Source organism: Arthrobacter sp. NPDC080073, from assembly GCF_040686575.1.
GTDB lineage: Bacteria > Actinomycetota > Actinomycetes > Actinomycetales > Micrococcaceae > Arthrobacter.
Window position 1 is genome coordinate 1 of record NZ_JBFBKR010000015.1, and the last position, 24,954, is coordinate 24,954.

The window sequence follows — 24,954 nt, forward strand, 5'->3', positions numbered from 1 at the left end:
GTCATCGCCGTCACCGACTACATGAAGGCCGTCCCGGACCAGATCCGCCAATTCATCCCCAACGAATTCGCCTCCCTCGGCGCCGACGGCTTCGGCTTCTCCGACACCCGCCAGGCCGCACGCCGCTTCTTCAAAAACGACACCCACTCCATCGTCGTGAAAACCCTGCAACTCCTCGCGGCGAGGGGCGAAGTTGACCCGAGTGCGCCGTCGTACGCCATTGACCGGTACAAGCTCCTCGACGTGACTGCCGGCACCACCGGCGGTTCGGGGGGCGACTCCTAAGAAGTTTAAAAAGGATCGGCGGTAGTGCTCCTTGAGCACTACCGCCGATTTGCTATTACGTTCCGAGCGAGCGGCGATCCACCACGAATCCTGTGGCGGCATTTTCCCTGACTGCGTTGATACCGGCCACAAGGGCCGCAATATCCGGGAACTTTGGCGATACCGCCACTACCGTTCCATCATCAGCCTTCAACCGGAAACGGAACGATTGCTCCCCCGCTGTCAAGATTTCGAAAATGCCAGACATAAAACCTCTTTCCACCGCGGATGCGTCATTGCATCCTCTTCGATGACCACTGACTCTCGTGAAGTCCCTAAGAGAATATCGGCCAGGGAAGCCTGCCAGAAGGCCTACCCACGGGTAATATTCAACCTTTTTCGGTAGACCTATCTTGGAATGCAAGGTGAACCTGGAGACCTCGCGAGGGCACACGGATAGGGTGAACCCCATGAACGATTCCAGCGCTGCTCCCACCACTGGCGTGCTGTTGGCCGGCGGCGCGGGGACGCGCCTGGGCCTTGGTCCCAAGGCGCTGCTGCCCTTCCGCGGCCAGACCTTGGTGGAGGTTCTGGCCAGGACATTGCTCGACGGCGGATGCCTCAAGGTCGTCGTGGTGCTCGGGGCCGGAGCCGAGGATGTCCGCCGCGGGACGGACCTGGGCGGGTACCTCGTAGTGGACAACCCGGAGTGGGCGTCCGGCATGGCCAGCTCGTTTCGTACGGGTGTTGCGGCGGCAACCCCTGGCCACAACGTCATCGTGGCCCTCGTGGACCAGCCGGGGGTGACGCCCGCCGTCGTCGCCAGGCTGCTTGCCGCGCACCAACCGGGCCGAGTGACCGCGGCAGGATACGCGGACACTGTCTACAAAGGCAGCAACCCAACAAATCTCCGGCGCGGCCACCCCTTGATCATCGACGCCACCCTCCGTGGCGACGTCGCCGAGTCCGCCGTCGGCGACGCCGGAGCACGCCGCTTCCTCAAGGCGCACCCCGGGCTCGTGGACGTCGTCGACTGCAGCGACCTCGCCGACGGTGCCGACGTCGACACGAAGGACAAGCTGCACCTCCTCAGCGACTAGCCGCCCAACTGACTCGCAGTAGGTGCCGTTATGGGGCCTCAAAACGGCATTAAATGCGAGCCAGTTGGGTGGGGGCGGAGGCTTCGGCATCCTTGAGCGCCAGGTAGATCTTGTCCCGGGCGATCGGGAGCGAAGCGAACCGCACCCCGGTGGCGTTCCGGATGGCGTTGGCCAGCGCGGGCGCCACGGGGTTGAACGGGCTCTCGCTCATGGACTTCGCACCGAGCGGCCCCATCTGGTCGTTCGTTTTCGCGAAGTACACCTCGCTGCGTGGCACGTCCGCGAAGGAAGGGATGTGGTACTGCCGCAGGATGTCCGTGGTGACCCGGCCGGCGTCGTTCACGCGCACTTCCTCATAAAGCGCGACACCAAGAGCCTGCGCAATTCCGCCTTCCACCTGGCCGCGGCATTGCCGTGGATTGACCACGACGCCGGCATCGGCCGCCTGGACGCTCTGCAGGATCCTCAGCTCCCCCGTGCCGGTGTTCACGGCCACCCGGAATCCGTGGACGTTGAAGGCGACCGAACGCGGGGTTCCGCCCCAACGCCCGTCGGCGGCGAGCTCCACACCCTGCTGCTGCGCGGCGTCGTACACCTCCGCGAGCGCCAAGACCCGCTCACCGCAGTGCGCGGCACCGTCCTCCAAAACACAGTCCGCCTCCGAATCACCGAGGAACGCGGCAGCCACGGCCCGGATCCGTACTGCGAGCTCCTGCGCCGCGAGCAAGGTTGCCTGCCCGGCCACTACGGTGCCTGCTGAGCCGAACGCGCCGGTATCGTGCTCCACGAGGTCCGTGTCGGACTGGCGCACGGCCACGTTCGGCGCGGTGGTGGACAGTGCGGTAGCCGCCAGTTGGGCGTGGACCGTGGTGGTGCCGTTGCCGAATTCCGCGGTCCCGACGGCGGCGTCGAACGTGCCGTCCGGCAGGAGCCTGAGGCGCGTATGGGCGAAGTGCCCGCGAGGCGGAACGGTATCGATCATGGACAGGGCCGAACCGACCCCGGTGACCCACTCCGGACCGAGATGGTCCAGCCCGGCGTCCCGGTAGCGTTGGCCGCCGCGCTCAAGGGCATCCCGGACCAACGCCACACACTGGTCCAGTCCGTAACTCCCGTAGAACACGTCCTCTTCAGGCTCAGGGTTGGTGGAGAGCATGTCGTCACCGGGCCGGACCATGTTCTTGAGCCGGAACTCCAAAGGGTCCATGCCGATACCGACGGCGAGTTCGTCCACTGCGGATTCGATCGCGAAGATCATCTGGCTCAGTCCGTAGCCACGGAAGGCTCCGGCCGGGACCGTGTTGGTGTAGACGGCCTGCGCATCGACTTTCTTGTTGGCGCATTTGTAGACGGCCAACGACTCCCCGCAACCGTGGAACATCACTCCGGGCGCGTGGTTTCCGTACGCCCCCGTGTTGGTGACCACGTCCAGCTGCATCGCGGTCAGGTGGCCGTCCCGGCTCGTCCCGGCCTTGACCTTGATGGTGAAGGGGTGGCGTGTGGTGGTGGCGGTGAATTGTTCGGTGCGGGTGAACTCCACCTGCACAGGCCGGCGGAGCTTGAGGGCCGCCATGGCCACGAGGTCCTCGGTGAGTACCTCTTGCTTGCCGCCGAACCCGCCGCCCACGCGGCCGGCGACCACACGGATGCGGTCCTCAGGCAGATCGAACACGCGGGCGAGGGTCCGCCGGACCAGGAACGGGACCTGGCTGGAGGAACGGACCATGAGCCGGTCCTCTCCTGGACTCTCGGAAGGCTCCACCCACGCGATGGAACAGTGCGTTTCCATGGCGACGTGCTGTACACGCTGGGTCTGGTACGTGTTCTCGTGGATGAAGTCGGCCGCTGCGAATCCGGCTTCAACGTTTCCCAGCTCGGAATGGACCTCCGCCACGACGTTGTTCTGCGGGCGTGAAATCCGGGCTGTTTCCCCGTCTTTCTCGCCGTGGATCGCGGGTGCCCCGGGCAGCAACGCCTCCTGCGGCGAGAAGACAGCGTCGAGGAGTTCGTACTCGACCTTGATGGCCCGGGCGCCTGCTTCCGCTGCGCCCACCGATTCGGCGACGACGGCGGCAACCCGCTGGCCGATGAAGCGCACGACGTCGTCGAGGACCCTGGTGTCGTCGGGGTCATCGGTGTAAAGCTCGTGCTGGGCCGTTGAGAACAATCTGGGCGGCGCGTCCTCATGAGTGAAAACCGCGACGACCCCGGGTACCTGGAGTGCCGCCGTCCTATCGATGGAAACAATCCGGGCATGGGCGTGCGGCGAGCGCAGCAACTTCAGATGCAGCAGTCCCGGGAGCTGTTCCGGGGGGACGTCGAGCGTGTAGCGGGCGGTACCGGTGACGACCGCGTGTCCCGCAGGCGCGGGAACGTTGTCGCCGAGCCGGCCTGCGAGGGCTTGGGCTGCCGCACCGCCGTCGGAGGTGTTTTGCCCGATGCGGGCCGCACCGCACACAGCGTCCGCAATGGAGCGATAGCCCGTGCAGCGGCACAGGTTTCCCTTGAGGTTTCGCGGGAGGTTGGCTTTCTGTTCCTCGTCGAAGGTGGCGGCGGTCATCATCATGCCGGCCGTGCAGAAGCCGCACTGGAAGCCCTGGTGTTCCAGGAACTGCTGCTGCACAGGGTGCAGCTCTTCTCCGTTCGACAACCCCTCGATGGTGGTGACCGAGTGCCCTTCGGCGCGGACGGCCGGGTAGATGCAGCTGTGCACAGGTTCACCGTCCACGTGGACGGTGCACGCGCCGCAGTCGCCGCCGTCGCACCCTTTCTTGACGCCGAAGTTGCCCTGTTCGCGCAGGAATGTCCGAAGGCACTGGCCCGGGCGGGGTGCGGCCTCGGTGGCTGTTCCGTTGATCTCGATTGCCATGCTCAGGCCTCCTTCTGCTGCTCGGTGTTGAATGATTCCGCTTGGGTGGACGGTTGCGGCGAAGTGGCGTGCGGTGGCCAGAAATCGCCCGAGACCGTGAGCGGTCCGCCCGGCTCCCCCGGGCCGCACAGCTCCGCGCGGATCTCCTCGGCAAGGCGGAAGGTCATGTCCCGGCGCCATTCCGGGAGCCCGTGGATGTCGTCGTGGTACAGCTCCGTGGGGATCGAATGCACGACGGCGGCGGCCAGCTGGCCTGCGTCCGGCGACTCCGCGGCGGCGAACCGCAGCTGCACAGGCCGTTTAGTCGCGGCGGTGACGGTGAGGACCAGGCCGCCATCGGCGTCGAGCCTTCCGATGAGCAGCACCCCGGACCGCCCGAGGTTGCTCAGCGAGAGCCGGCGGAAGGCCACCTTCGCCGCCAAGGCCGACGCCGGCAGCTGGATGCTGCGCAGGAGCTCGCCCGGCGCCAGGCAGTTTTTCCCGTCCCCGGTGACGAACTCGGCCACTGGAACCGTCCGGCTGCTGCCGTGCCGGCCAAGGATGGTGGCCCTCGCGTCCAATCCGGCGCACAGTGAAATCATCGGCCCGGCCGGGAGCGAGGTGCACACATTGCCGCCAACAGTGGACATGTTCCACACCTTGAAGGAGGCCACGAAAGAGTCGCAGCACGGGCGGAAAAGATCCAGTCCCGGCCAGTTCCGGCCGCCCACGGCGTCCGACACCGGAAGTGCGTAGAGCTCGGCGACGGTGCAGGTGGCGGCCAGCTCAATGCCGGCGTCGCTCACGGTTACAGCAGGCCAGCCTGCGTGGCCCAGATCCAGGAGTCGTTTCAGCGGCTCTTCGCTGCCGACCGGACTGCCATAGGAGAACAAGACCGTACCGCCGGCGAGCCACGCGTCGCCCTCGCGCCACAGGGCTGGATCCGTGGTGGCGACCACGGACTCGATGGTGTTCATGTCCATGGGGTCACCTTGCTTTGTTCGGGGTTGTTGTATTCGGGAGCGCTCTGGTGGATCGGCCCTGTTCCGTCCTTGAGCGAACCCCAGCCGGAGGCTGGATAGGGTGCACAGGCAGAGGCCGGGCGTGGAGCGCGGGACGCGAGGATCTCGGCCGTAATGGACACCGCGACTTCCGCGGGGGTGACGGCACCAAGGTCCAGTCCGATCGGCGAATGCAGGCGTTCAAGGGCCTCGACCGGAACCCCGCGCTCCAGCAGTCCGTCGATGCGCTGCCGGTGGCTGCGCCTGGAGCCCATGGCTCCCACATAGGCGAGATCCAAGGCAAGGGCGGTTTCCAACAGCGGAATATCGAATTTGGGATCGTGGGTGAGCACGCACACAACAGTGCGGGAATCGATCCGGGCTGCGGCTGCTTCCGCGGCAAGATAGCGGTGCGGCCAGTCGGTGACGAGGTGGTCGGCGGCGAGAAATCGGCCCTGGCCCGAAAACGCGGGCCGCGCATCGCACAAAGTGACCTCGTAGCCCAGGAGCTTCCCGGCGGGGAGCAAGGCCGCGCCGAAGTCGTTGGCGCCGAAGATCAGCATCCGGGCCGCGGGCAAGCGGCTTTCCACGAAGAGGGTAATGGGTTCGGCTTCGGGCGCGGAACCCCCGCAGCCTTCGGCCGGAGCGAGCCTCACCAGTCCTGTGCGGCCGCCATGCAGGAGAGGTTCGAGCTGGGCCGCGGCTGCGCGGACCAGGGCGTCATTCCCGCCGAGAAGGGCGGACAGTCCCCGTGAACCTGTGGCGGAGAAACGCGCCGGATCAGGAACGACGACGGCGCCTCCCGCCACGTCGAGCCTGCGGACGAGTGCCAGGGAAGAGCCACCGGAAGCCGCATTCAACAAGGCCAGGTCCAGGCCGGCGGCGCTGGTTGATTGGATCGGTTGGATGTGGACCTCCAGCTCGCCGCCGCAGGTGAGCCCGACGGCGAACGCGTCCTCGGCGCTGTAGCCGAACGACTCGAGGCGGCTGCCGCCGTCGTGCATTGCTTGAAGGGCAGCCTCCACCACTGCGCCTTCCACGCAACCTCCGGAGAGGCTGCCAAGGACATCTCCGTGTTCGGAAACCAGCATGGACGTGCCGAGGGGACGGGGCACGGAGCCTCCCGCGGCCACGATGGTGGCGACGGCGCATCGCTGACCGGAGACCGCGGGCCGCCATGTGCCCAGCGAAGGCATCAAATCCAGCATGGCAACACCTCCTTTACCGAGGTCCCGGACCGGAGACCCGCCCGGGGCAGTGTGCGATCTTGCCTCATATTCTCATTCCTTGCGTCTGTACAGGAGAGCTACGGGTAAACACGTACCCCGTTGCGTGAAAGAGGACCGGGGCGGGCCTCTCATTTCCCACCCCGGTCCTTAGCGGAGCGGCCGCACCCCACCGCCGCCCGCCGTCGTCGTTCGCTTGATGCGGTTGACGATCGGCGGACGCCTATTCATTGCGGTGACTTGCGGCCGGACCGCCGTCTCAATGGCCGGCTACGCTCCCGGCCGACTACCCTGGGTCACGATCCCAAGAGGGCACTGATCGGCCCGCGGGCGAAGTAGATCAAGAAGCCCAGGGTCACCACCCACATGAGCGGATGGACTTTCCTGCCCTTCCCCGATGCCGCGTGGATCACGGCCCAGGAGATGAATCCGACCCCGATGCCGTTGGCGATGGAGTATGTCAGCGGCATGGTGACGATGGTGAGGAACGCAGGCAGCGCCACGGAGAACTTGGAGAACTTGATCTCGCGGATCTGTGCCATCATCATGGCGCCGACCACCACCAGGGCCGCAGCTGCGACCTCGAGCGGAACCACGCTGGTGAGCGGGGTCAGGAACATCGAACCCAGGAACAGCAGACCGGTGACCACCGACGCCAGGCCGGTGCGGGCGCCTTCGCCAATCCCGGCAGCGGAGTCGATGTACACGGTGTTGGACGAGCCCGACGTCGCGCCGCCGGCTACCGCGCCCAGGCCTTCGACGATGAAGGCCGACTTGAGCTTGGGGAACGTCCCGTCCTTGTAGGCCACGCCGGCGCTCTTGGCGAGGCCGGTCATGGTGCCCATGGCGTCGAAGAAGTTGGTGAACACCAGGGTGAACACCAGCATCGTGGCCGCCAAGCCGCCGATCCGCGAGAACGAACCGAAGAGGTCGAAGTGGCCCACCAGGCTGAAGTCCGGGGCAGAAACCAGCTGGCCGGACAGTACCGGGGTGTTGAGGTGCCAGCCACCGGGATTGGCGGCGCTGCCAGGCCCGATGTGCATGACGGCCTCGACGACGGCGGCGAGGACCGTGGTGGCGACGATTCCGATCAGGAGGCCGCCCTGGATCTTGCGGGCCACGAGGATTCCCATGACCAGCAGACCGACAATGAAAACGAGGGTAGGTATGGAGGTGATGGAACCATCGTTGCCGAGCTGTACCGGCGGTCCGCCTTTCGTGGCGCGGACGAAGCCGGAATCGACGAAGCCGATGAAGGCGATGAACAGGCCGATGCCAACGGTGATGGCGGCCTTGAGTTCCTTGGGGACGGCCTTGAAGATCGCGGTCCGGGCGCCCGTGACGCCGAACAGGACAATCAGGATGCCGTTGATGACCACCAGGCCCATGGCTTCGGGCCAGGTGACTTCATGGATGACGGCGACTGCGAGGAACGAGTTGATTCCCAAGCCTGCGGCGAGCCCGAACGGCAGGTTCGCTATGAGACCGAAGAGGACCGTCATGACGCCGGCGGTCAGGCCGGTGACTGCCCCCACTTGCGCTGCGGACAACCATCCGCCAGCCACATCCGTGGGTGCGTTCTGGGCTGAGAATCCGCCCAGGATCAGGGGGTTAAGGATAACGATGTAGGCCATCGTGAAGAACGTGACGATGCCGCCGCGGAATTCGCGGGCCAGCGTGGAGCCACGCTTGGTGATCTGGAAGAAACGATCCAGGAAGGAGTTCGACGCCGGGGGCCTGGGGCTGCTGCCCCGCTGTGCCAGTCCGGTTGCCGTGTGCTTTTCGCGTGCCTCTGTCTGCCCTGCGCCGGAAAGCGCAGCCTGCTTTTCAGTTGCCGTTCGCATTTCTGCGGGGTCCAGGATTGTCATTTTCAGCCACCGGCCCTAGTAGTCAATCCTGGAGTCAAGCGTGTTCCAGGTGTTGAACGGTTCCAGGATGGCCGGTGCCTGGGGGTCGCCCAGTTCCAGCTTGCTGACCGGCATCAGCGTGTTCCGGTCCTCGTTTTCGAAGTATTCGTAGAAGACGGCGTCGTCGAAGCCGACGGAAGCGGCGTCGTGCCGGTCGGCTGCGAAGACCACGTTGCCGATGCGGGCCCAGAGCGCCGAGGCGAGGCACATGGGGCATGGCTCGCAGCTCGTGTAGAGGGTGGCTCCGCTGAGATCGAAGGTGCCGAGCTCGCGGCAGGCGTTGCGGATCGCGGTGACCTCGGCGTGCGCCGTGGGGTCGTTGCTTGCGGTGACCCGGTTGACGCCTTCGAAGGCGCGGCCATCCGCGGTGACAATGACGGCGCCGAACGGCCCGCCGTTGTTGAGGACATTGGCTGTTGCCAGCTCAATGGATGTGGCCAAGAAATGTTCGGCCGTGACGGTGGTACTCATGTGCGACTTCCTTAGTGCTGAGGAAGCCTGTAACCAGGGAGGCATCTGAACATGACAGACCAGTGCTGCGATTACCAGGCTTCAGCATGTGCTTTTGAAGGTTTCGCCTGGTAGATAGCTTCCCGGAGTCCGGGTGCCCGCCTTTGGCAAATTGAGATTAGCACCAGAGATGTGAGCCGCGCCATAGTTTCCGGAAAAAAAGTTTCGACATGTGAAATTCGTCCCGGCAACGGGCTAGAGGCCGGGCGGGAACCGGGTCCGGGCGTCGGTCACATTGACGCATTTCGGCGAGCCACCTACGCTGAGTGCCATCGGCGGGGACGACCTGCCGGAACCTGGATCAGCAGACAGGAACCACTGAGCTGGAACGCAACTACGCCGACCAGACAAGGATTCCTGTGTCCCCGAAATCCGATTTCCAGCCGGCAGCCCCGGCAACGGATCCAGCCTCTTCCCGGCTCTGGATCAAGAATCCCCTCGATGTGTTCACCGCCAACGGGCTCGACGCCCGGGGCGGCATCGTGGTGAGCAATGGGAAAATCGCGGAGCTCGTCCCCGCCGGAAAACTCCCTTCCGCCCCGTGCCGTGAAACTTTCGACGCCGGCAGCCATGTCCTGCTGCCAGGCCTCATCAACACGCACCACCACTTCTACCAAACGCTCACCCGTGCCTGGGGCCCGGTGGCGAATGCTCCGCTGTTCCCGTGGTTGCAGAACCTGTATCCCGTGTGGGCGCGGCTGACGCCGGACAGCCTCCGACTTGCCGTGAAAGTAGCCCTTGCGGAACTCCTGCTTTCCGGTTGCACCACGGCGGCCGACCACCACTACCTCTTCCCCGCGGGACTTGAGGACGCGATCGACGTCGAGGTCGGCATCGTGCGTGAACTCGGCATGCGCGCCACGCTCACCCGCGGGTCCATGACGCTGGGCGAGGACGACGGCGGCCTGCCGCCGCGCTCCACTGTGCAGCGCCCGGAGGTGATCCTCGCGGACAGCGAACGGCTGATCGGGAAGTACCACGAACGGGGAGACGGCGCAGTCATCCAGATCGCCTTGGCCCCCTGCTCGCCGTTCTCGGTGACCAGGGAGATCATGGCCGAGAGCGCCGCCATGGCCGAACGGTTGGATGTCCGCCTGCACACCCACCTCGCGGAAACCATCGACGAGGAAGATTTCTGCCGCGAGATGTTCGGGTTGCGCACCGTGGACTATCTGGACAGCGTCGGCTGGCTCGGAAAGCGCACCTGGCTTGGCCACGGCATCCATTTCGACGATGAGGAGATCGCCCGGCTGGGTGCCGCGGGCACCGCCGTCGCACACTGCCCGACGTCGAACATGCGACTCGCGTCCGGCACCGCACGGGTGCTGGAGCTCGAGGCGGCCGGGGTTCCGGTAGGGCTGGGAGTGGACGGTTCGGCGTCGAACGATGCCTCCAACATGATCCTCGAAGCGCGGCAGGCGCTGTATCTGCAGCGGCTGCGCTACGGAGCGGACGTCCCCGTGGAACGCGCCCTCGGCTGGGCGACGCGGGGATCCGCTGCGGTGTTGGGCCGCACCGACATCGGCCAGATTGCTCCCGGCATGCAGGCAGACCTTGCCCTGTTCAAGCCCGAGGGGCTGCGCTTCTCCGGCAGCCACGACCCCGTCGCGGCATTGTTGCTCTGCGCGGCGGACCGCGCCGACCGCGTCATGGTAGGTGGCAATTGGCGCGTTGTGGACGGCCAGATTCCCGATCTGGACATCCCGGAACTTATTGTCAAACACTCAGCCGCCGCACAGAAAATCATCAGCGGTTAGGGGTAGCCTCTCGATTAGGTCGCAGATCAGGAGGCAAATCATGACCGTCCCCCAGCACAATACGCCGACTCCTCCAGGTTGGTACCCGGATCCCTCGGGCTCCGGGCAACTACGCTGGTGGGACGGCAACGCCTGGACTGAAAACGCCTGGAACCCACCTGGTCAGGCCGGTGCTGGGCAGGGCGGCCCAGGGTGGCCCGGCACTGCGTGGCCCGCGGCCGCGCGGCCGGGGCAATACGTGGGACCTGGGCAATACGGGGCGCCTGGGCAATACGCCGGACCTGTCCAGCCCGCACCGCGCCCGGAAATCAGCAGGCAGACGCCGGTCTACAATCCGTTCATCTGGCTCGTCACGCTGCTGCCGGTCATCACACTGATTATCCTGCTGCTCTGGAATCCGGTCTTCCACGTGCGGTATGCGGGCGCCAGGCGTGTGCCGGCCCTTGATCCCAGCTCTTTCAGCGTTCCATACTTCCTGCTCGTCGCCACTGGTTGGCTCATCTACGGCGTCAGCGTTCTCTTGTCCTACCTCGACTGGCAAAAGCTGCAAAGGGACGGGGTGGTCCGCCCCTTCCACTGGGCATGGGCCTTCCTGGGCGCAGGAGTCTACGTGGTGGGCCGCTCCGTGATCGTCCACAAGGTCGCCCCACAGCGCGGACTCGCACCGGTTTGGGCACTGATTGGCCTGTTTGCTGTGAGTTTCATCCTCGTGGCCGTCAAAGTGAGCATGATCGTTTCGACTATCGCCAAGGCCCTGCCGGCGTAGGGTTCTCCTCGCTCCGCGTTGACTGAGATCGTGGGTGTGGCCCGGGTGCTGCGTTCTGGAACACAGCACCCGGGCCACACCCACGTATTCGCCTAGGAACGCTGCCGGCCGAATACCGGAAGGGCGCGCAGCCAACGGGAGAAAGTCCCGGGCATGCGGTCACAGTCGGCCGGAATGTAGAAGTCAGGATCCGTAGCGCCGAAAGGCAGGTACAGTTCCTGGCCGGGCGCCGGGAATTCCACGACGTTGTTCTTATCCTGCGAGTCCATCTGTCCTCCTATTTCATGCGCTCAAGTTCTCCGTGGCGATGTCACACTTTCCACATACTGGAAAACATTTTTTATTATATGGAAATGATAGAGGGGATCCTCGAGCCTCGTCAAGGGGTGCCCGCCGGACCCCACCGCGGCCCCCAGCCGCCTTCGGTCACAATCAGAAAGTAGGTAACAATTCTCCCGAAGTGATGTACACCACTGGCAAACGTGGGCTACGCTTTCTTCAATTCGTGGCGCAGGTCACGTAACCTGGGAGCAGCAGGCAGGGTCGTAATGAGCTGGCATCAATGGATGCCGGCTCTTTTTTGTTGGGTCGGCTCCACCAGAAACGCGTATGAAACACGCGCTTAATTTCATTGGTGGACCTTAGTGGTTCCACCTCGTAGAAGTTGGGATATGACCATGAGCAACAACATCGTCCTCGGCGACAACCAGTACGGCAAGGCAGAAGTCCGCGTCGTCAAAGTCACCCGCGATACCGACCGCCACCAGATCGAAGACCTGAATGTCACCTCGCAATTGCGTGGCGACTTCCAGGCTGCGCACCTCCAGGGCGACAACGCGCACGTCGTCGCCACGGACACCCAGAAGAACACCATCTACGCCTTTGCCCGCGACGGCATCGGCTCTCCCGAAGCCTTCCTCCTGCGCCTGAGCGAACACTTCACCTCGGGCTTCGAGTGGGTCACGGGCGGTCGCTGGGAAGCCGAGGCCTACACTTGGGACCGCATCCAGGCACACGGCTCCGGACACGACCACAGCTTTGTCCGCAAGGGGCAGGAAGTCCGCACCGCCGTCGTGGTCCGTGAAGGCAACACAACGCACGTCATCTCCGGCCTCAAGGACCTGACCGTCCTCAAGACCACGCAGTCCGGCTTCGTGGGCTACCCCCGCGACCGGTACACCACGCTGCCCGAGACCACGGACCGCATCCTCGCTACCGATGTCTCGGCCCGCTGGCGCTACAACACCGGTCTCGACGCTGCCGGCACCGACTTCAACAAGAGCTACGAGGACATCAAGGCCCTGCTTTTGGAAGGCTTCACGGAGAACTACTCCCATGCCCTGCAGCAGACCCTGTTCGACATGGGCAAGAAGGTCCTGGAGGCCCACAGCGAAGTGGACGAGATCAAGTTCTCGATGCCCAATAAGCACCACTTCCTGGTGGACCTCAGCCCGTTCGGCCTCGACAACCCCAACGAGGTCTTCTACGCCGCCGACCGCCCGTACGGCTTGATCGAAGCCACGGTCCAGCGCGACAACACCACACCTGCCCCGGCTGCGTGGAACGGCATCGCCGGCTTCTGCTGACCCGTGGGTATCCGCCCAACTGACTCGCAGCAAGTGTCGTTTTGGAGCCCCAAAACGACATCAAATGCGAGTCAGTTGGGCTCTCACCCGCACCCAAAAACCCACATTGTTAGCCAGACAAAGTTAGCCAGACAAAGACGTCTGCCATGAACCAAGAAAGTCTGCCATGAACACGAAGAATAAAACCCGCCCCGCAGCTTCCGGGCCAGCCCGCCCCGAGGACAAGCGCCTCTCGATCGGGAGCACGTTCGCCTACGGCTTCCAGCACGTCTTGACCATGTACGGCGGCATCATCGCCCCGCCGCTCATCATCGGAGCCGCCGCAGGCATGTCCTCGCAGGACATCGGCCTCCTGATCGCTGCCTGCCTGTTTGTCGGCGGCCTCGCCACCATTCTGCAGACTGTCGGCATCCCGTTCTTCGGATCGCAGCTGCCGCTGGTCCAGGGCGTGTCCTTCGCCGGCGTTTCCACCATGGTGGCGATCGTCCACGGCGGCGGCGGGATCCAAGCGGTGTTCGGCTCGGTCATCGTGGCGTCCCTCATCGGCCTGGTGATCACACCGCTTTTCTCCAAGATCATCAAATTCTTCCCGCCCGTCGTCACGGGTACCGTCATCACCACCATCGGGCTGACCCTCATGCCGGTCGCGGCGAACTGGGCGATGGGCGGCAACGCCGCCGCCCCCACGTACGGCAGCGTGGCGAACATCGGACTCGCTGCGGCCACGATGGGCATCGTCCTGCTCCTCAGCAAGGTTGGAAACGCGGCCATCTCGCGTCTTTCCATCCTCCTTGCCATGGTGATCGGAACCGTCATCGCCCTCGCCACGGGAATGGCCGATTTCTCCAAGGTCGGCCAAGGTCCGGTGGTGGCCTTCCCCACGCCGTTCGCTTTCGGTGCTCCTACCTTCGAGATCGCGTCCATCGTTTCGATGCTGATCGTCATTCTGGTCACCCTGACCGAGACCTCGGCGGACATCATCGCCGTCGGGGAAATCGTAGGCACCAAGGTCGATTCCAAGCGCATCGGCAACGGTCTGCGTGCCGATATGCTCTCAAGCGCCGTTTCGCCCCTCTTCAACTCCTTCACCCAAAGCGCCTTCGCCCAGAACGTCGGCCTCGTTGCCATTACGGGCATCAAGAGCCGTTTCGTGGTCAGCGCCGGCGGCCTCATCCTGGTGGTCCTCGGCGTGCTGCCGATCCTCGGCCGGGTTGTCGCAGCGGTTCCGACGCCCGTCCTGGGCGGTGCCGGCGTCGTACTCTTTGGAACGGTAGCCGCGAGCGGTATCCGGACTCTCTCCAAAGTGGAGTACCGCAACAACATGAACCTGATCATCGTGGCTGCGTCCATCGGCTTCGGCATGATCCCGATCGCCGCCCCGAAGTTCTACGACCAGTTCCCGTCCTGGTTCTCCACGATCTTCCACTCGGGCATCAGCTCGGCCGCCCTCATGGCGATCGTCCTGAATGTCCTGTTCAACCACTTCAAGGCCGGCAACTCGGACAACCAGTCGGTGTTCGTGGCAGGTACGGGCCGCGTGGTGACCGAGGCGGACGTCAAATGCCTCGCGCACGGCGACCGTTTCGAGAACGGCAAACTGATCGACGCCGAGGGGAAGGAAGTGCCGCTGAAGTCGGACACTTCGGCCGAGCACTGACCCCTTTGCTCCGCCGAACTGGCAGGTGTTGCCCTTCCCACGAAGGAACGGGGCAGCACCTGCCAGTTCGCGCTGCATACGTTTTTGCCACCTCGGCGTGAGACGGTTGTTTCATGAGGATCGATGAGCGAATCGAACAACACTATTCGGAACTTGGGCCGCAGGAGCAAAAGGCCGCAGACACCCTGCTGGACCGCCTCGGCGACTTGGCTGTCTACAACGCGGCCGAGCTCGCCCAGCTCAGCGGGGTCTCCAAAGCCACCATGAGCAGGCTCTTTCGCCGCCTCGGATTCGCCGATTTCAACGAGGTGAAGGAACACACCCGGAACATGAGATCCAGCGGAGTGCCGCTCGCCAAACAGGAGGCCGACGGCGGAATCCCCCTGCATTCGGCAACGGAACAGCAGAGCCTGAACCGGCTTTTCGAAACGCTCGACGACGATCGCCTCCACAAGGTGACGCAGCAATTGGCCGAGGCCAGCAAGGTCTTGCTGATCGGCTTCCGCAACAGTTTCCCTGTCGCCCTCCACCTACGGCAGCAGCTCCTGCAGTGCCGTCCCTCGGTAAGCCTCGCCCCACAGCCGGGCCAAAGCGTGGGCGAGGAACTGGCAGGGCTGGACGCGAACGACGTCGTGGTCCTGATCGGCTTCCGGCGCCGGCCGGACGGCTTCCACCAGGTCCTGAAGGCCGCCACCGCCACCGGCGCGAGCACCATCCTGATCGGCGACCCCAGCGCCCGTTGGCTTGCGGCGGAGGCCTCCGTTTGGATCGAGTGCCCTGTGGAGGGCAGCGCCGCCTTTGACAGCTATGCCTCAGCCATGAGCCTCATGAGCGTCCTCGCGAACGGCGTGCTGACCGCCCGGGGGCGCCCGGGAAGGGACCGTGTCAGGGAAATAACCGGCGTCTACGACTCCCTGGGAGAGATCGAGCGGCGGTAAATCCACGCGCGAACTGGCAAGTGTTGCCCCCAAAACGCGCACCAAGGGGCATAAGCTGCCAATTCGCTCGTGGAGGCAGCAAGCGTAAAGAAGAGTTAGCGGCCCGGAAACGGCATTGAAACATCTGTTCCATTCAATTGAATCAGTGAAACGACTGCCCCTGTCGTGGATAACCCTGATTCGAGGAACCGATGGCCGAAGCACAACTCGCCACAGAGAAAACCGGCACCGAGCAAACCGGCACCGAGCAAACCGGCACCCTGCTGGGCAGCCCGATTGACGAAGCCGCAGTACACCGCGATCCGCGGCTCAGCAATGAAGACCTGGCGCCCCTGAAGAACCAGCGCTGGAGCAGCTACAACCTGTTCGCCTTCTGGATGTCAGACGTCCACAGCATCGGCGGCTATGTGACGGCGGGCAGCCTCTTCGCCCTCGGCCTGGCCAGCTGGCAAGTGTTGGTCGCCCTGCTGGTGGGCATCGTTATCGTCCAGGTTTTCTGCAACCTCGTGGCGAAGCCCAGCCAAAAGACCGGCGTACCGTACCCCGTGATCAACCGCGCGGTCTTCGGCGTCAAGGGCGCCAACATTCCAGCTATCATCCGCGGCCTGATCGCCGTCGCCTGGTACGGAGTTCAAACCTTCCTGGCCTCCGAAGCCTTGGTGATCGTGTTCCTGAAGTTCTTCCCCGCCATGAAACCGTTGTACGACGTGCATCAGTACGGCTTCCTCGGCCTCTCTGCCCTGGGTTGGATTTGCTACGGAATCCTCTGGGTGGCCCAGGCCGCATTGTTCTGGAACGGAATGGAAAGCATCCGCAAATTCATCGACTTCGCCGGTCCAGCCGTGTACGTGGTCATGTTGGTCCTGGCCATCTACTTGGTTTCCAAGGCCGGCATCAGCAACATCAGCCTGAACCTGTCCGCCGGCCAGCCGCTCGACTTCGCTGCGTCCATCCCGGTCATGATCTCCGCAATCGCGTTGGTGGTGTCCTACTTCTCGGGTCCCATGCTCAACTTCGGCGACTTCGCGCGCTACGGCAAGAGCTTCAAGGCCGTCAAGAAGGGCAATCTCCTGGGCCTGCCGGTCAACTTCCTGTTCTTCTCGCTACTGACCGTTATCACGGCGTCGGCTACCATCCCGGTGTTCGGGCACCTCATCACGGACCCGGTCAAGACCGTCCAGGAAATAGATTCGGTGTTCGCCGTGCTGCTGGGCGGACTGACCTTTGTCATCGCAACCGTGGGCATCAACATCGTGGCCAACTTCATCTCGCCGGCGTTCGACTTCTCCAACGTGAGCCCCCAGAAGATCAGCTGGCGCATGGGCGGCATGATCGCCGCGGGCGGATCCGTCATCCTGACCCCCTGGAACTGGTACTCGAACGACGACGCCATCCACTACACGCTTGGCGTACTGGGTGCACTGATCGGCCCGCTCTTCGGCATCCTGATCGCCGGCTACTACCTGGTGGGCAAGCAGAAGGTATGGGTTGAGGACATGTACACGATGAAGCCCAACGGCAAGTACTGGTTCCGCAACGGCTACAACCCCAACGCGGTGAAAGCAGTGGCCATCAGCGGTGTCGTCTCCATCGCTTCGGTACTGATCCCCAAGGCGCTCCTGGACTCAGGAGCCACCACAGTCAACGCAACCTGGATCGGCAACTACAGCTGGTTCCTCGGTTGCGCCCTGGGCCTGCTGACCTTCTGGTACTTCGAAAAGCGCTCCCCCATGATCAACCTGGAGCCGAACGGCGTCGAAGCGAACGACGGCGCCCTCTTCTAAGGGACTACCCTCCCGCCGAGCTGGCAGTTGTTGCCCCCAATCCGCAGGAAAAGGGGCAACAGCTGCCAGTTCGCGCGAGAAAGGGGCGCTAGTTCTGGTTCAGCTCGGCCGAGATCGCGAGGGCAGCCTCGCGCAGCAAGGGAACGGCGCGGTCGGCGAAGTGCTGGTCCACGCGGGACACCGGCCCGGAAACGGAAATAGCGGTCGGCGTCGGAGCGTTGGGTACGGCCATCGCGAAGCAACGGACGCCGATCTCCTGCTCTTCCTCGTCGATGGAGTAGCCGCGTTCCCGGATCCGGTTCAAATCGGCGAGGAGGGATTCGATGTCCCCGATGCTCTTTGCCGTGGGAGTCGGCATGCCCGTGCGGGCCACGATCCCGCGGACCACCTCGTCATCCAACTGGGCCAAGATGGCCTTCCCGACGCCGGTGTCGTGGGTATGGGCCCGCCGGCCCACCTCGGTGAACATGCGCATGGAGTGCAGCGATGGAACCTGGGCAACGTAGATGACCATGTCCGAATCCAGGACAGCCATGTTGGACGTTTCGCCAAGCCGGTCCACGAGGGACTTCAGCTGGGGACGGGCCAGGGCACCGAGTTGCTTGTTGGCGCCTTCGCCAAGCCGGATGAGCCGGGGGCCCAGCGCGTAGCGACGATTGGGCAGTTGCCGGATGTAGCCGAGGGACACCAAGGTGCGCAGCAGGCGGTGGATGGTGGGGAGCGGCAGGTCTGTCGAGGACGACAGTTCGCTCAACGTGACGTCTCCGCCGGCGTCGGTGATGAGTTCCAGCAGTTCGAAGACGCGCTCGACGGACTGCACGCCTCCCGAGGGCTTTTCAGCCATTCCGTTGTCTCCTATGGCTCGGAATCCGACAACTCTTATCCGCATCGTGAAAAGAATTGCTTAGAACACTCAAGATACAGCACGCGACGCCGGAATGCTCGCCCACCAACTAGGGCTTGTGTTTCCACTTTGTAGATAATAATATCCATAATACGAAAACATTCGGTTTGAGCGGAGGCCCACTACGGGCCTGTACGAGGAGGAAATTCAATGGCGAACCCGAGCCCCGGAAATTCGATCACCCTGCGCGTCGCCGCGCCGTCGAGCTTCACAGCCACGAGCGAGCTGGCCGCAGCCGCCGCAGCCGCCGGTGCGGCCGTCACCGCACTGGATGTGACCGAGTCGCACCACGACACCCTGGTTGTCGACGTCACCTGCAACACCACGGACGAAGACCACGCCAACCGCGTCAAGGACGCCCTCAACGCGCTCGACGGCGTCACGGTCCAGCACGTCTCGGACCGCACGTTCCTCATGCACCTGGGCGGCAAGCTCGAGGTCGTCCCGAAGGTGGCCCTGCGCAACCGCGACGACCTTTCGCGCGCCTACACTCCCGGCGTCGCACGCGTCTGCCTTGCCATCGCCGAGGACCCCGCCGCCGCCCGCAACCTGACGGTCAAGCGCAACACGATCGCCGTCCTCACCGACGGTTCGGCCGTCCTTGGCCTGGGCAACATCGGCCCGGCCGCAGCCCTGCCTGTCATGGAAGGCAAGGCCGCGCTGTTCAAGCAGTTCGCCAACGTCGACGCCTGGCCGGTCTGCCTGGACACCCAGGACACCGAGGAAATCATCATGATCGCCAAGGCCATGGCTCCGGTCTACGGCGGCATCAACCTCGAAGACATCGCAGCCCCGCGCTGCTTCGAAATCGAGAAGCGGCTCCGCGACGAGCTGGACATCCCCGTCTTCCATGACGACCAGCACGGAACGGCAATCGTCACGCTCGCGGCGCTCGTCAACGCGTTGCGTGTCGTAGACAAGAAGCTGTCCGAGGTCAAGATCGTGGTCTCCGGCGTCGGCGCCGCGGGCTCGGCGATCATCCAGCTCCTCAAGGCCCAGGGCGCGCAGCACATCGTCGCGGCCGGCCGCTCCGGCGCCATCCACTCGGGCGAAAAGTACGACGACGAGCACCGCTCCTGGATCGCCGCGAACACCAACGAGGCCGGCTTCTCGGGCACGCTGCACGAAGCCCTCGACGGTGCGGACGTGTTCATCGGCGTCAGCGCTCCCCACGTGATAGGCGAAGAGCAGGTCGCTTCGATGGCCGAGGACGCGATCGTGTTCGCCATGGCCAACCCCACCCCGGAAATCGACCCGGTGATTGCGTCCAAGCACGCATCCGTGGTCGCCACCGGCCGGAGCGACTTCCCCAACCAGATCAACAACGTGCTTGCCTTCCCGGGCTTCTTCCGCGGATTGCTCGACGCCGGAGCATCGGACATCATCCCGGAAATGCTCGTGGCCGCCGCGGAGGCTATCGCCAACCGGGTTGCAGATGATGAACTGAATGCGAGCTACATTATCCCCAGCGTCTTCGACCCCCACGTTGCCGCCGACGTCGCCGCAGCCGTTGCAAACGCAGCAAACGCAGCAAACGCGCGGCAGCAGCAAACGCAGTCCGCTAGCGCTCTCTAGGAAAGGACCATCCCATGGCTCTCACAGTCACAGACCCCCGGCCGATCGAACGAGCCGAGGAGATCCTGACTCCCAAGGCGTTGGCCTTCGTGGAGGAACTGCACCGCCGTTTCGCGGGCACCCGTACCGAGCTGCTGGCGGCGCGCGTCGCCAAGCGTGAAGAAGTGGCCCGCACCGGACGCCTGGATTTCCTGCCCGAAACGCAGCACATCCGCGACGGCGACTGGAAGGTTGCCGAAGCACCGCAGGCCTTGCTGGACCGCCGGGTCGAGATGACCGGCCCGGCCTCCCCGGCCAAGATGGCCATCAATGCCCTGAACTCCGGCGCCAAGGTATGGCTCGCGGACCTCGAGGATGCCAGCACCCCGACGTGGGCGAACGTCATCGACGCCATCCTCAACCTCCGCGACGCCGCCCAGGGCACCCTGAGCTACACCTCCCCCGAGGGCAAGGAATACCGGCTCCGCACGGACGCGCCGCTCGCCGTCGTCGTCGCCCGCCCCCGCGGCTGGCACATGGACGAACGGCACTTGCTGCTCGACGGCGAACCCACGGTGGGCGCGCTGGTGGACTTCGGCCTGCACTTCTTCCACGTGGCCAAGCAGCTCCTGCTCAATGGCCACGGCCCGTACTACTACCTGCCCAAGATGGAAAGCCACCTTGAGGCCCGCCTGTGGAACGACATCTTCGTCTTCGCCCAGGACTACCTCGGCATCCCGCAGGGCAGCGTGCGTGCCACCATGCTGATCGAAACCATCCCGGCCGCATTCGAAATGGACGAGTTCCTCTACGAACTGCGGGACCACGCTTCCGGCCTGAACGCCGGCCGTTGGGACTACCTCTTCAGCATCGTCAAGTACTTCCGCGACGCCGGCGAGTCCTTCATCCTGCCGGACCGTGCGTCGGTGGTCATGACTGCTCCGTTCATGCGCGCCTACACGGAACTGCTGGTCAAGACCTGCCACAAGCGCGGCGCATTCGCCATGGGCGGCATGGCTGCCGTCATCCCGAACCGCCGCGAGCCCGAAGTCACAGCGCAGGCCTTCGAGAAGGTGCGCGCGGACAAGACGCGCGAGGCCAACGACGGTTTCGATGGTTCCTGGGTGGCCCACCCGGACCTCGTCTCCACATGCCGCGAAGTGTTCGACTCAGTCCTGGGCGACAAGCCGAACCAACTGGACAAGCAGCGTCCGGAGGTCTCCGTGACCGCCGATCAGCTGTTGGACATTTCCTCCGCCGGTGGCCACGTGACCGAAGCCGGGCTTCGCCTGAACCTCTACGTCGCCGTCGCGTACACCGCCGTATGGCTCTCCGGCAGCGGCGCCGTCGCGATCCACAACCTCATGGAAGACGCCGCGACGGCGGAAATCTCCCGTTCACAGGTGTGGCAGCAGATCCGCAACAAGTCCGTCCTGGCGGACACGGGCAACACGGTCACCCGTGAACTGGTGACCAAGATCCTCGGCGAAGAGACCGAGCGCCTGCGCAGCGAGGTTGACGCCGAGTCCTTCGAGAAGTTCTACGAGCCGGCCAGCCGCCTGATCGCGGACATCTGTCTGTCCGAGGATTACACGGACTTCCTGACCACTCCCGCCTACGAGCTGGTGTAGGAATGGCCGCATCCTCCTTCTCTGCTTCCCTGACTTCGTCAGACTTCGCGGCCATCGATTCCCAGCTGGCCGCCACCGACCAGCTCCTGGAGCGCAACTACCCCGGTGACGACGGCACCCGCCAGCCCGTGCACACGGTGTACGTACCGGCTGACCGTTTCACGCCGTCGCTCTCCGCGGAATGGGGCGCCCAGGCGATCACGACGGCGGAGGCCCACGGCGGTCTCGAAAGGCTCGGTTCGTTGCTGGGCCAGGAGCCCGAACTGGCTGCCGCCGTCGCCACCCGCGTGGCTGCCAAACTGCGCAGCGAACCGATCGAGGACTTGCGCCTCGACTTCGAGGACGGCTACGGCGACCGGGGCGACGAAGCAGAAGACGTCGCCGCCGTAGCGGCTGCGCAGGCCGTCAGCGAAGCCGTTGCCGCGGGTTCCGCCCCGCCGTTCATCGGCATCCGGTTCAAGTGCTTCGAGGCGCCCACCCGGGCACGTGGCCTGAAGACCCTGGACCTGTTCGTCTCCACTTTGGCCTCGGCCGGGGAGCTGCCCGAGGGCCTCATCCTGACCCTGCCGAAAGTCACCACGGTGGCCCAGGTACAGGCCATGGACTTCGCGGTCTCGCGGCTCGAAGAGATCCACTCGCTTCCGGCGGGCCGGCTCCGTTTCGAGGTCCAAGTGGAAACACCCCAGCTGATCCTCGGCCCGGAGGGAACTTCCCCCGTGGCCCGGCTCCCGCACGCAGTCCCGGGCCGGATCAGCGCATTGCACTACGGCACCTACGACTACTCCGCTTCGCTGCAGATCTCCGCGGAGTACCAGTCCATGGAGCACCCTGTGGCGGATTTCGCGAAGGAAGTCATGCAGTTGGCCGTTGCGGGCACGGGCATCCGGCTCTCCGATGGCTCCACCAACATCATCCCGGTGGGCGACAACGTGGAAAATGCGTGGAAGCTGCACGGCCGGCTGGTCCGCCGTTCCCTTGAACGCGGCTATTACCAGGGCTGGGACCTGCACGCTGCCCAGTTGCCCAGCCGGTTCGCGGCAACGTACGCCTTCTACCGCGAGGGCCTGCCTGCTGCCGCGGCGCGCCTTCGCAACTACATGGACCGCACCGAAGGCGGCGTCATGGACGAACCCGCCACTGCCCGCGCCCTCGCGGCCTTCGTCCTGCGCGGCGTCCAGTGCGGAGCGGTGGGTTCCGAAGAAGTGCTGGCGCTTGCCGGCGTCGAACTCTCCCGGCTGACTGCACTGGCGCATCCCCGGCTGGCACAATCCACCTCCAAGTAAGGATCCAATGATGGGAAAGTACTACTACCCCCAGGGCGGGCTCCCGCCGCAGACCCACCTCACCACGGAACGGGCCATTGTCACGGAGGCCTACACCGTGATCCCCAAGGGCGTCATGACCGACATCGTGACCAGCACCCTGCCGGGTTTCTCCAACACCCGTTCCTGGATCCTGGCCCGCCCCATTTCCGGATTCGCCACCACGTTCTCCCAGTTGATCGTTGAGATCGGCCCGGGAGGCGGGGCTCCCAAGGCCGAGTTCGAGGCAGGCGTCGAAGGCGTCATTTTCGTCACCAAGGGCAAGGTCAACCTGACCCTCGACGGCGAACTGCACGAGCTCGAGGAGGGCGGTTATGCCTACCTGGCCGCGGGTGCATCGTGGGGCCTGGAAAACGTCTCCGATGACATCGTCTCCTTCCAATGGATCCGCAAGGCCTACGAACGGCTTGAGGGTTACGAGGCAAAGTCCTTCGTCACGAGTGATGCCGAGGTGGAACCCACCGCGATGCCGGACACCAATGGCGCCTGGAAGACCACCCGCTTCACGGATTCCAGCGACCTGGCGCACGACATGCAGGTGAACATTGTGACGTTCCAGCCGGGCGGGGTCATCCCGTTCCCGGAGACCCACGTCATGGAGCACGGCCTCTACGTGCTTGAGGGCAAAGCCATGTACCTGCTCAACAATGACTGGGTGGAAGTGGAAGCCGGTGACTTCATGTGGCTCCGCGCCTTCTGCCCGCAGGCCTGCTACGCCGGCGGGCCGGGCCAGTTCCGTTACTTGCTGTACAAGGACATGAACCGGCAGATCAAACTGACCTAGGATCTCCCTCCCCACCCCAACTGACTCGCAGTTAACGTCGTTATGAGCGCTCATAACGACAACTACTGCGAGTCAGTTGGGTTTGGGCCGCACGCGCATCTCAACGTTGACCCCCTCGCTTCCGAAGAGGACGATCGAAACTACGGGGGCAACGGCGCCCAGCCGTTGCCCTGCAGCGTAGCTTCAGGAGGCAGCCATGGAGGCTGCGCGGGCCTCTCACACTTCCCGCATATCCCGGGCAGGATTCCGGGTGGCCGTCGTCCTGGCTTTGACCTTGGCGTCCGGCGCTTGCACCTACCCTCTGACAAGTGAACCCCTGGCGGGTACCCCGACGTCCGATGCGCAAGCAGCACTTCCTGAATCCCCTGTTGCGGATTTCTTCGCGCATGAGATGCTCAACCGGGGCGCGCCGGCCGTTGTCGTCCAGATCAAAGTCCGGGGCCGGGAATGGTCCCAGGCCTACGGCAGCCAGGACGTCGAGACCGGCGAACCGGTAGCCGTGACCGACCGGATCCAGGCCGGCGGCATCACGCAGTCAATGGTGGCGGTCTCGGTGCTCAAGCTTGTCCAGGAAGGAAAGCTGGGCCTAGAGGATCCCGTCACGGAGTACTTTCCGGAATTCGAGCAGCTGGTCCACCCGCCCGGCCCCGTCACGATCCGCTCCTTGATGAACCACAGCTCCGGCCTGCCCGACGCACCGGAAGCCATCTTGAAGGCCATGCCGCCCAAACAGGCCATCGACACCAGGTTCAGCATCCAGGACTATCTGCGGATGGCCGGAACCGTGCCGTGGGCACACGCCAACTTCCAGCTGTTCCGCTTCTCGGATTCCAACTACTTCGCCTTGGCCGCCATCGTACAAAAACTCCGCGGACAGCCGATCGGGGACGTCCTGAATTCAGAGATCTTCGTGCCGCTCGGAATGAGCCACACCTCGCTGTCTGCCGAGCCGGAACGGGATGCGCGCGACATGATCCAGAGTTATGAATTCATCGACGGCGAGCGCATCAATGCCTCGCAGCCGGAGTACCTGGTCGGTTCCCCCGCCGAGGGAGTCATCTCCACGGTGGGCGATATCAACACGTTCTATGCAGCGCTCATGCAGGGCCGGCTACTCACGGCGAACACCCTCCGCGACATGCAAACCCTGTGGCAGGAGAACCACGGCCTCGGGCTGCAGCGTTGGAATGACGAATGCACGAACGGCTTCTACTACGGCTACGGCGGCAGCACCTGGTTTGCGAGCATCGCGTTGTCCACGAGCGACGGGAGCCGCCAGATAACCATGAGCTTCGCGTATCCATCCGACACGGACAAACACATTGAATCGACGGACGGCAGCGGCCAGCCGGAGTTCGAGCAGCTCCGGCAGGTGGCCATTGCGGCCATGAACGGGCTCTGCTGAGTCGGCGCCC

At 64.5% G+C, this 24,954-nt stretch carries 20 protein-coding genes and 1 pseudogene; 13 read left to right on the forward strand and 8 right to left on the reverse strand.

All coding sequences use genetic code 11. The features are described 5' to 3' along the window. Window positions 1-285: pseudogene (locus AB0O52_RS16310) on the forward strand (pyruvate dehydrogenase (acetyl-transferring), homodimeric type); the annotation flags it as partial. Between the two features lie 55 nt (window positions 286-340). Here the strand turns inward: AB0O52_RS16310 and AB0O52_RS16315 are convergent. Then, window positions 341-532: a YegP family protein gene (locus AB0O52_RS16315; RefSeq protein WP_364539453.1), complete on the reverse strand. Its 192-nt coding sequence runs from the start codon at window positions 530-532 to the stop codon at window positions 341-343. Between the two features lie 202 nt (window positions 533-734). On the opposite strand from AB0O52_RS16315, the gene nboR reads away from it, so the two are divergent. Continuing rightward, complete coding sequence (gene nboR / locus AB0O52_RS16320) at window positions 735-1,364, forward strand: nicotine blue oxidoreductase (protein WP_364539455.1); 630 nt, start codon at window positions 735-737, stop codon at window positions 1,362-1,364. A 49-nt stretch (window positions 1,365-1,413) separates the two neighbouring features. Here nboR and AB0O52_RS16325 read toward each other — a convergent pair whose 3' ends face one another. From AB0O52_RS16325 to AB0O52_RS16345, 5 genes are all read right to left on the reverse strand, one after another. Further along, window positions 1,414-4,233 carry a molybdopterin cofactor-binding domain-containing protein gene (locus AB0O52_RS16325; RefSeq protein ID WP_364539458.1) on the reverse strand — a complete coding sequence of 940 codons (2,820 nt, stop codon included), beginning with the start codon at window positions 4,231-4,233 and terminating at the stop codon, window positions 1,414-1,416. A gap of 2 nt (window positions 4,234-4,235) precedes the next feature. Further along, the gene (locus tag AB0O52_RS16330) at window positions 4,236-5,195 is read right to left on the reverse strand and encodes an FAD binding domain-containing protein (protein WP_364539460.1); all 960 of its coding nucleotides are present in this window, start codon (window positions 5,193-5,195) and stop codon (window positions 4,236-4,238) included. Further along, window positions 5,186-6,421 carry an XdhC family protein gene (locus AB0O52_RS16335; protein WP_364539463.1) on the reverse strand — a complete coding sequence of 412 codons (1,236 nt, stop codon included), beginning with the start codon at window positions 6,419-6,421 and terminating at the stop codon, window positions 5,186-5,188. The genes AB0O52_RS16330 and AB0O52_RS16335 overlap by 10 nt, the downstream gene beginning before the upstream one ends. 314 nt (window positions 6,422-6,735) lie before the next feature. Continuing rightward, window positions 6,736-8,307, reverse strand: a complete 1,572-nt coding sequence (locus AB0O52_RS16340; RefSeq protein ID WP_364539466.1) for an NCS2 family permease — start codon at window positions 8,305-8,307, stop codon at window positions 6,736-6,738. A 15-nt stretch (window positions 8,308-8,322) separates the two neighbouring features. Then, on the reverse strand, window positions 8,323-8,817 hold the full coding sequence (locus AB0O52_RS16345; RefSeq protein WP_364539469.1) for a nucleoside deaminase: 495 nt from the start codon (window positions 8,815-8,817) through the stop codon (window positions 8,323-8,325). 398 nt (window positions 8,818-9,215) lie between these two features. On the opposite strand from AB0O52_RS16345, the gene AB0O52_RS16350 reads away from it, so the two are divergent. Together AB0O52_RS16350 and AB0O52_RS16355 are read left to right on the forward strand one after the other, a co-directional pair. After that, window positions 9,216-10,613, forward strand: coding sequence for an 8-oxoguanine deaminase (locus tag AB0O52_RS16350; protein ID WP_364539472.1), 1,398 nt, complete (start codon window positions 9,216-9,218; stop codon window positions 10,611-10,613). Between the two features lie 40 nt (window positions 10,614-10,653). Beyond that, window positions 10,654-11,379, forward strand: coding sequence for a DUF2510 domain-containing protein (locus tag AB0O52_RS16355; RefSeq protein WP_364539474.1), 726 nt, complete (start codon window positions 10,654-10,656; stop codon window positions 11,377-11,379). Window positions 11,380-11,471: 92 nt separating this feature from the next. Here the strand turns inward: AB0O52_RS16355 and AB0O52_RS16360 are convergent, their stop codons facing one another. Beyond that, the gene (locus tag AB0O52_RS16360) at window positions 11,472-11,648 is read right to left on the reverse strand and encodes a hypothetical protein (RefSeq protein WP_269995742.1); all 177 of its coding nucleotides are present in this window, start codon (window positions 11,646-11,648) and stop codon (window positions 11,472-11,474) included. A gap of 402 nt (window positions 11,649-12,050) precedes the next feature. On the opposite strand from AB0O52_RS16360, the gene pucL reads away from it, so the two are divergent. From pucL to AB0O52_RS16380, 4 genes are all read left to right on the forward strand, one after another. Continuing rightward, on the forward strand, window positions 12,051-12,965 hold the full coding sequence (pucL, locus tag AB0O52_RS16365; RefSeq protein WP_364539477.1) for a factor-independent urate hydroxylase: 915 nt from the start codon (window positions 12,051-12,053) through the stop codon (window positions 12,963-12,965). A gap of 166 nt (window positions 12,966-13,131) precedes the next feature. Then, window positions 13,132-14,622, forward strand: a complete 1,491-nt coding sequence (locus AB0O52_RS16370) for a nucleobase:cation symporter-2 family protein (protein ID WP_364539480.1) — start codon at window positions 13,132-13,134, stop codon at window positions 14,620-14,622. A 113-nt stretch (window positions 14,623-14,735) separates the two neighbouring features. Further along, entirely contained in the window at window positions 14,736-15,560 is an 825-nt protein-coding gene (locus tag AB0O52_RS16375; protein ID WP_364539483.1) for a MurR/RpiR family transcriptional regulator, read from the forward strand. A 191-nt stretch (window positions 15,561-15,751) separates the two neighbouring features. Continuing rightward, on the forward strand, window positions 15,752-17,344 hold the full coding sequence (locus tag AB0O52_RS16380; RefSeq protein ID WP_364539486.1) for an NCS1 family nucleobase:cation symporter-1: 1,593 nt from the start codon (window positions 15,752-15,754) through the stop codon (window positions 17,342-17,344). Window positions 17,345-17,432: 88 nt separating this feature from the next. Here AB0O52_RS16380 and AB0O52_RS16385 read toward each other — a convergent pair whose 3' ends face one another. After that, a complete protein-coding gene (locus AB0O52_RS16385; protein WP_184741615.1) occupies window positions 17,433-18,188 on the reverse strand; it encodes an IclR family transcriptional regulator in 756 nt (251 codons plus the stop codon). Between the two features lie 210 nt (window positions 18,189-18,398). On the opposite strand from AB0O52_RS16385, the gene AB0O52_RS16390 reads away from it, so the two are divergent. The 5 genes from AB0O52_RS16390 to AB0O52_RS16410 all read left to right on the forward strand — a co-directional run bounded on the left by AB0O52_RS16390 (window position 18,399) and on the right by AB0O52_RS16410 (window position 24,944). Beyond that, complete coding sequence (locus AB0O52_RS16390; protein WP_364539489.1) at window positions 18,399-19,823, forward strand: NAD-dependent malic enzyme; 1,425 nt, start codon at window positions 18,399-18,401, stop codon at window positions 19,821-19,823. Window positions 19,824-19,837: 14 nt separating this feature from the next. Then, window positions 19,838-21,433, forward strand: coding sequence for a malate synthase A (aceB, locus tag AB0O52_RS16395; RefSeq protein ID WP_364539492.1), 1,596 nt, complete (start codon window positions 19,838-19,840; stop codon window positions 21,431-21,433). 2 nt (window positions 21,434-21,435) lie between these two features. Continuing rightward, window positions 21,436-22,716: an aldolase gene (locus tag AB0O52_RS16400; RefSeq protein ID WP_364539494.1), complete on the forward strand. Its 1,281-nt coding sequence runs from the start codon at window positions 21,436-21,438 to the stop codon at window positions 22,714-22,716. Window positions 22,717-22,726: 10 nt separating this feature from the next. Then, complete coding sequence (locus AB0O52_RS16405) at window positions 22,727-23,539, forward strand: bifunctional allantoicase/(S)-ureidoglycine aminohydrolase (protein ID WP_364539497.1); 813 nt, start codon at window positions 22,727-22,729, stop codon at window positions 23,537-23,539. Window positions 23,540-23,735: 196 nt separating this feature from the next. After that, window positions 23,736-24,944: a serine hydrolase gene (locus AB0O52_RS16410; RefSeq protein ID WP_364539500.1), complete on the forward strand. Its 1,209-nt coding sequence runs from the start codon at window positions 23,736-23,738 to the stop codon at window positions 24,942-24,944. Window positions 24,945-24,954 lie beyond the last annotated feature (10 nt).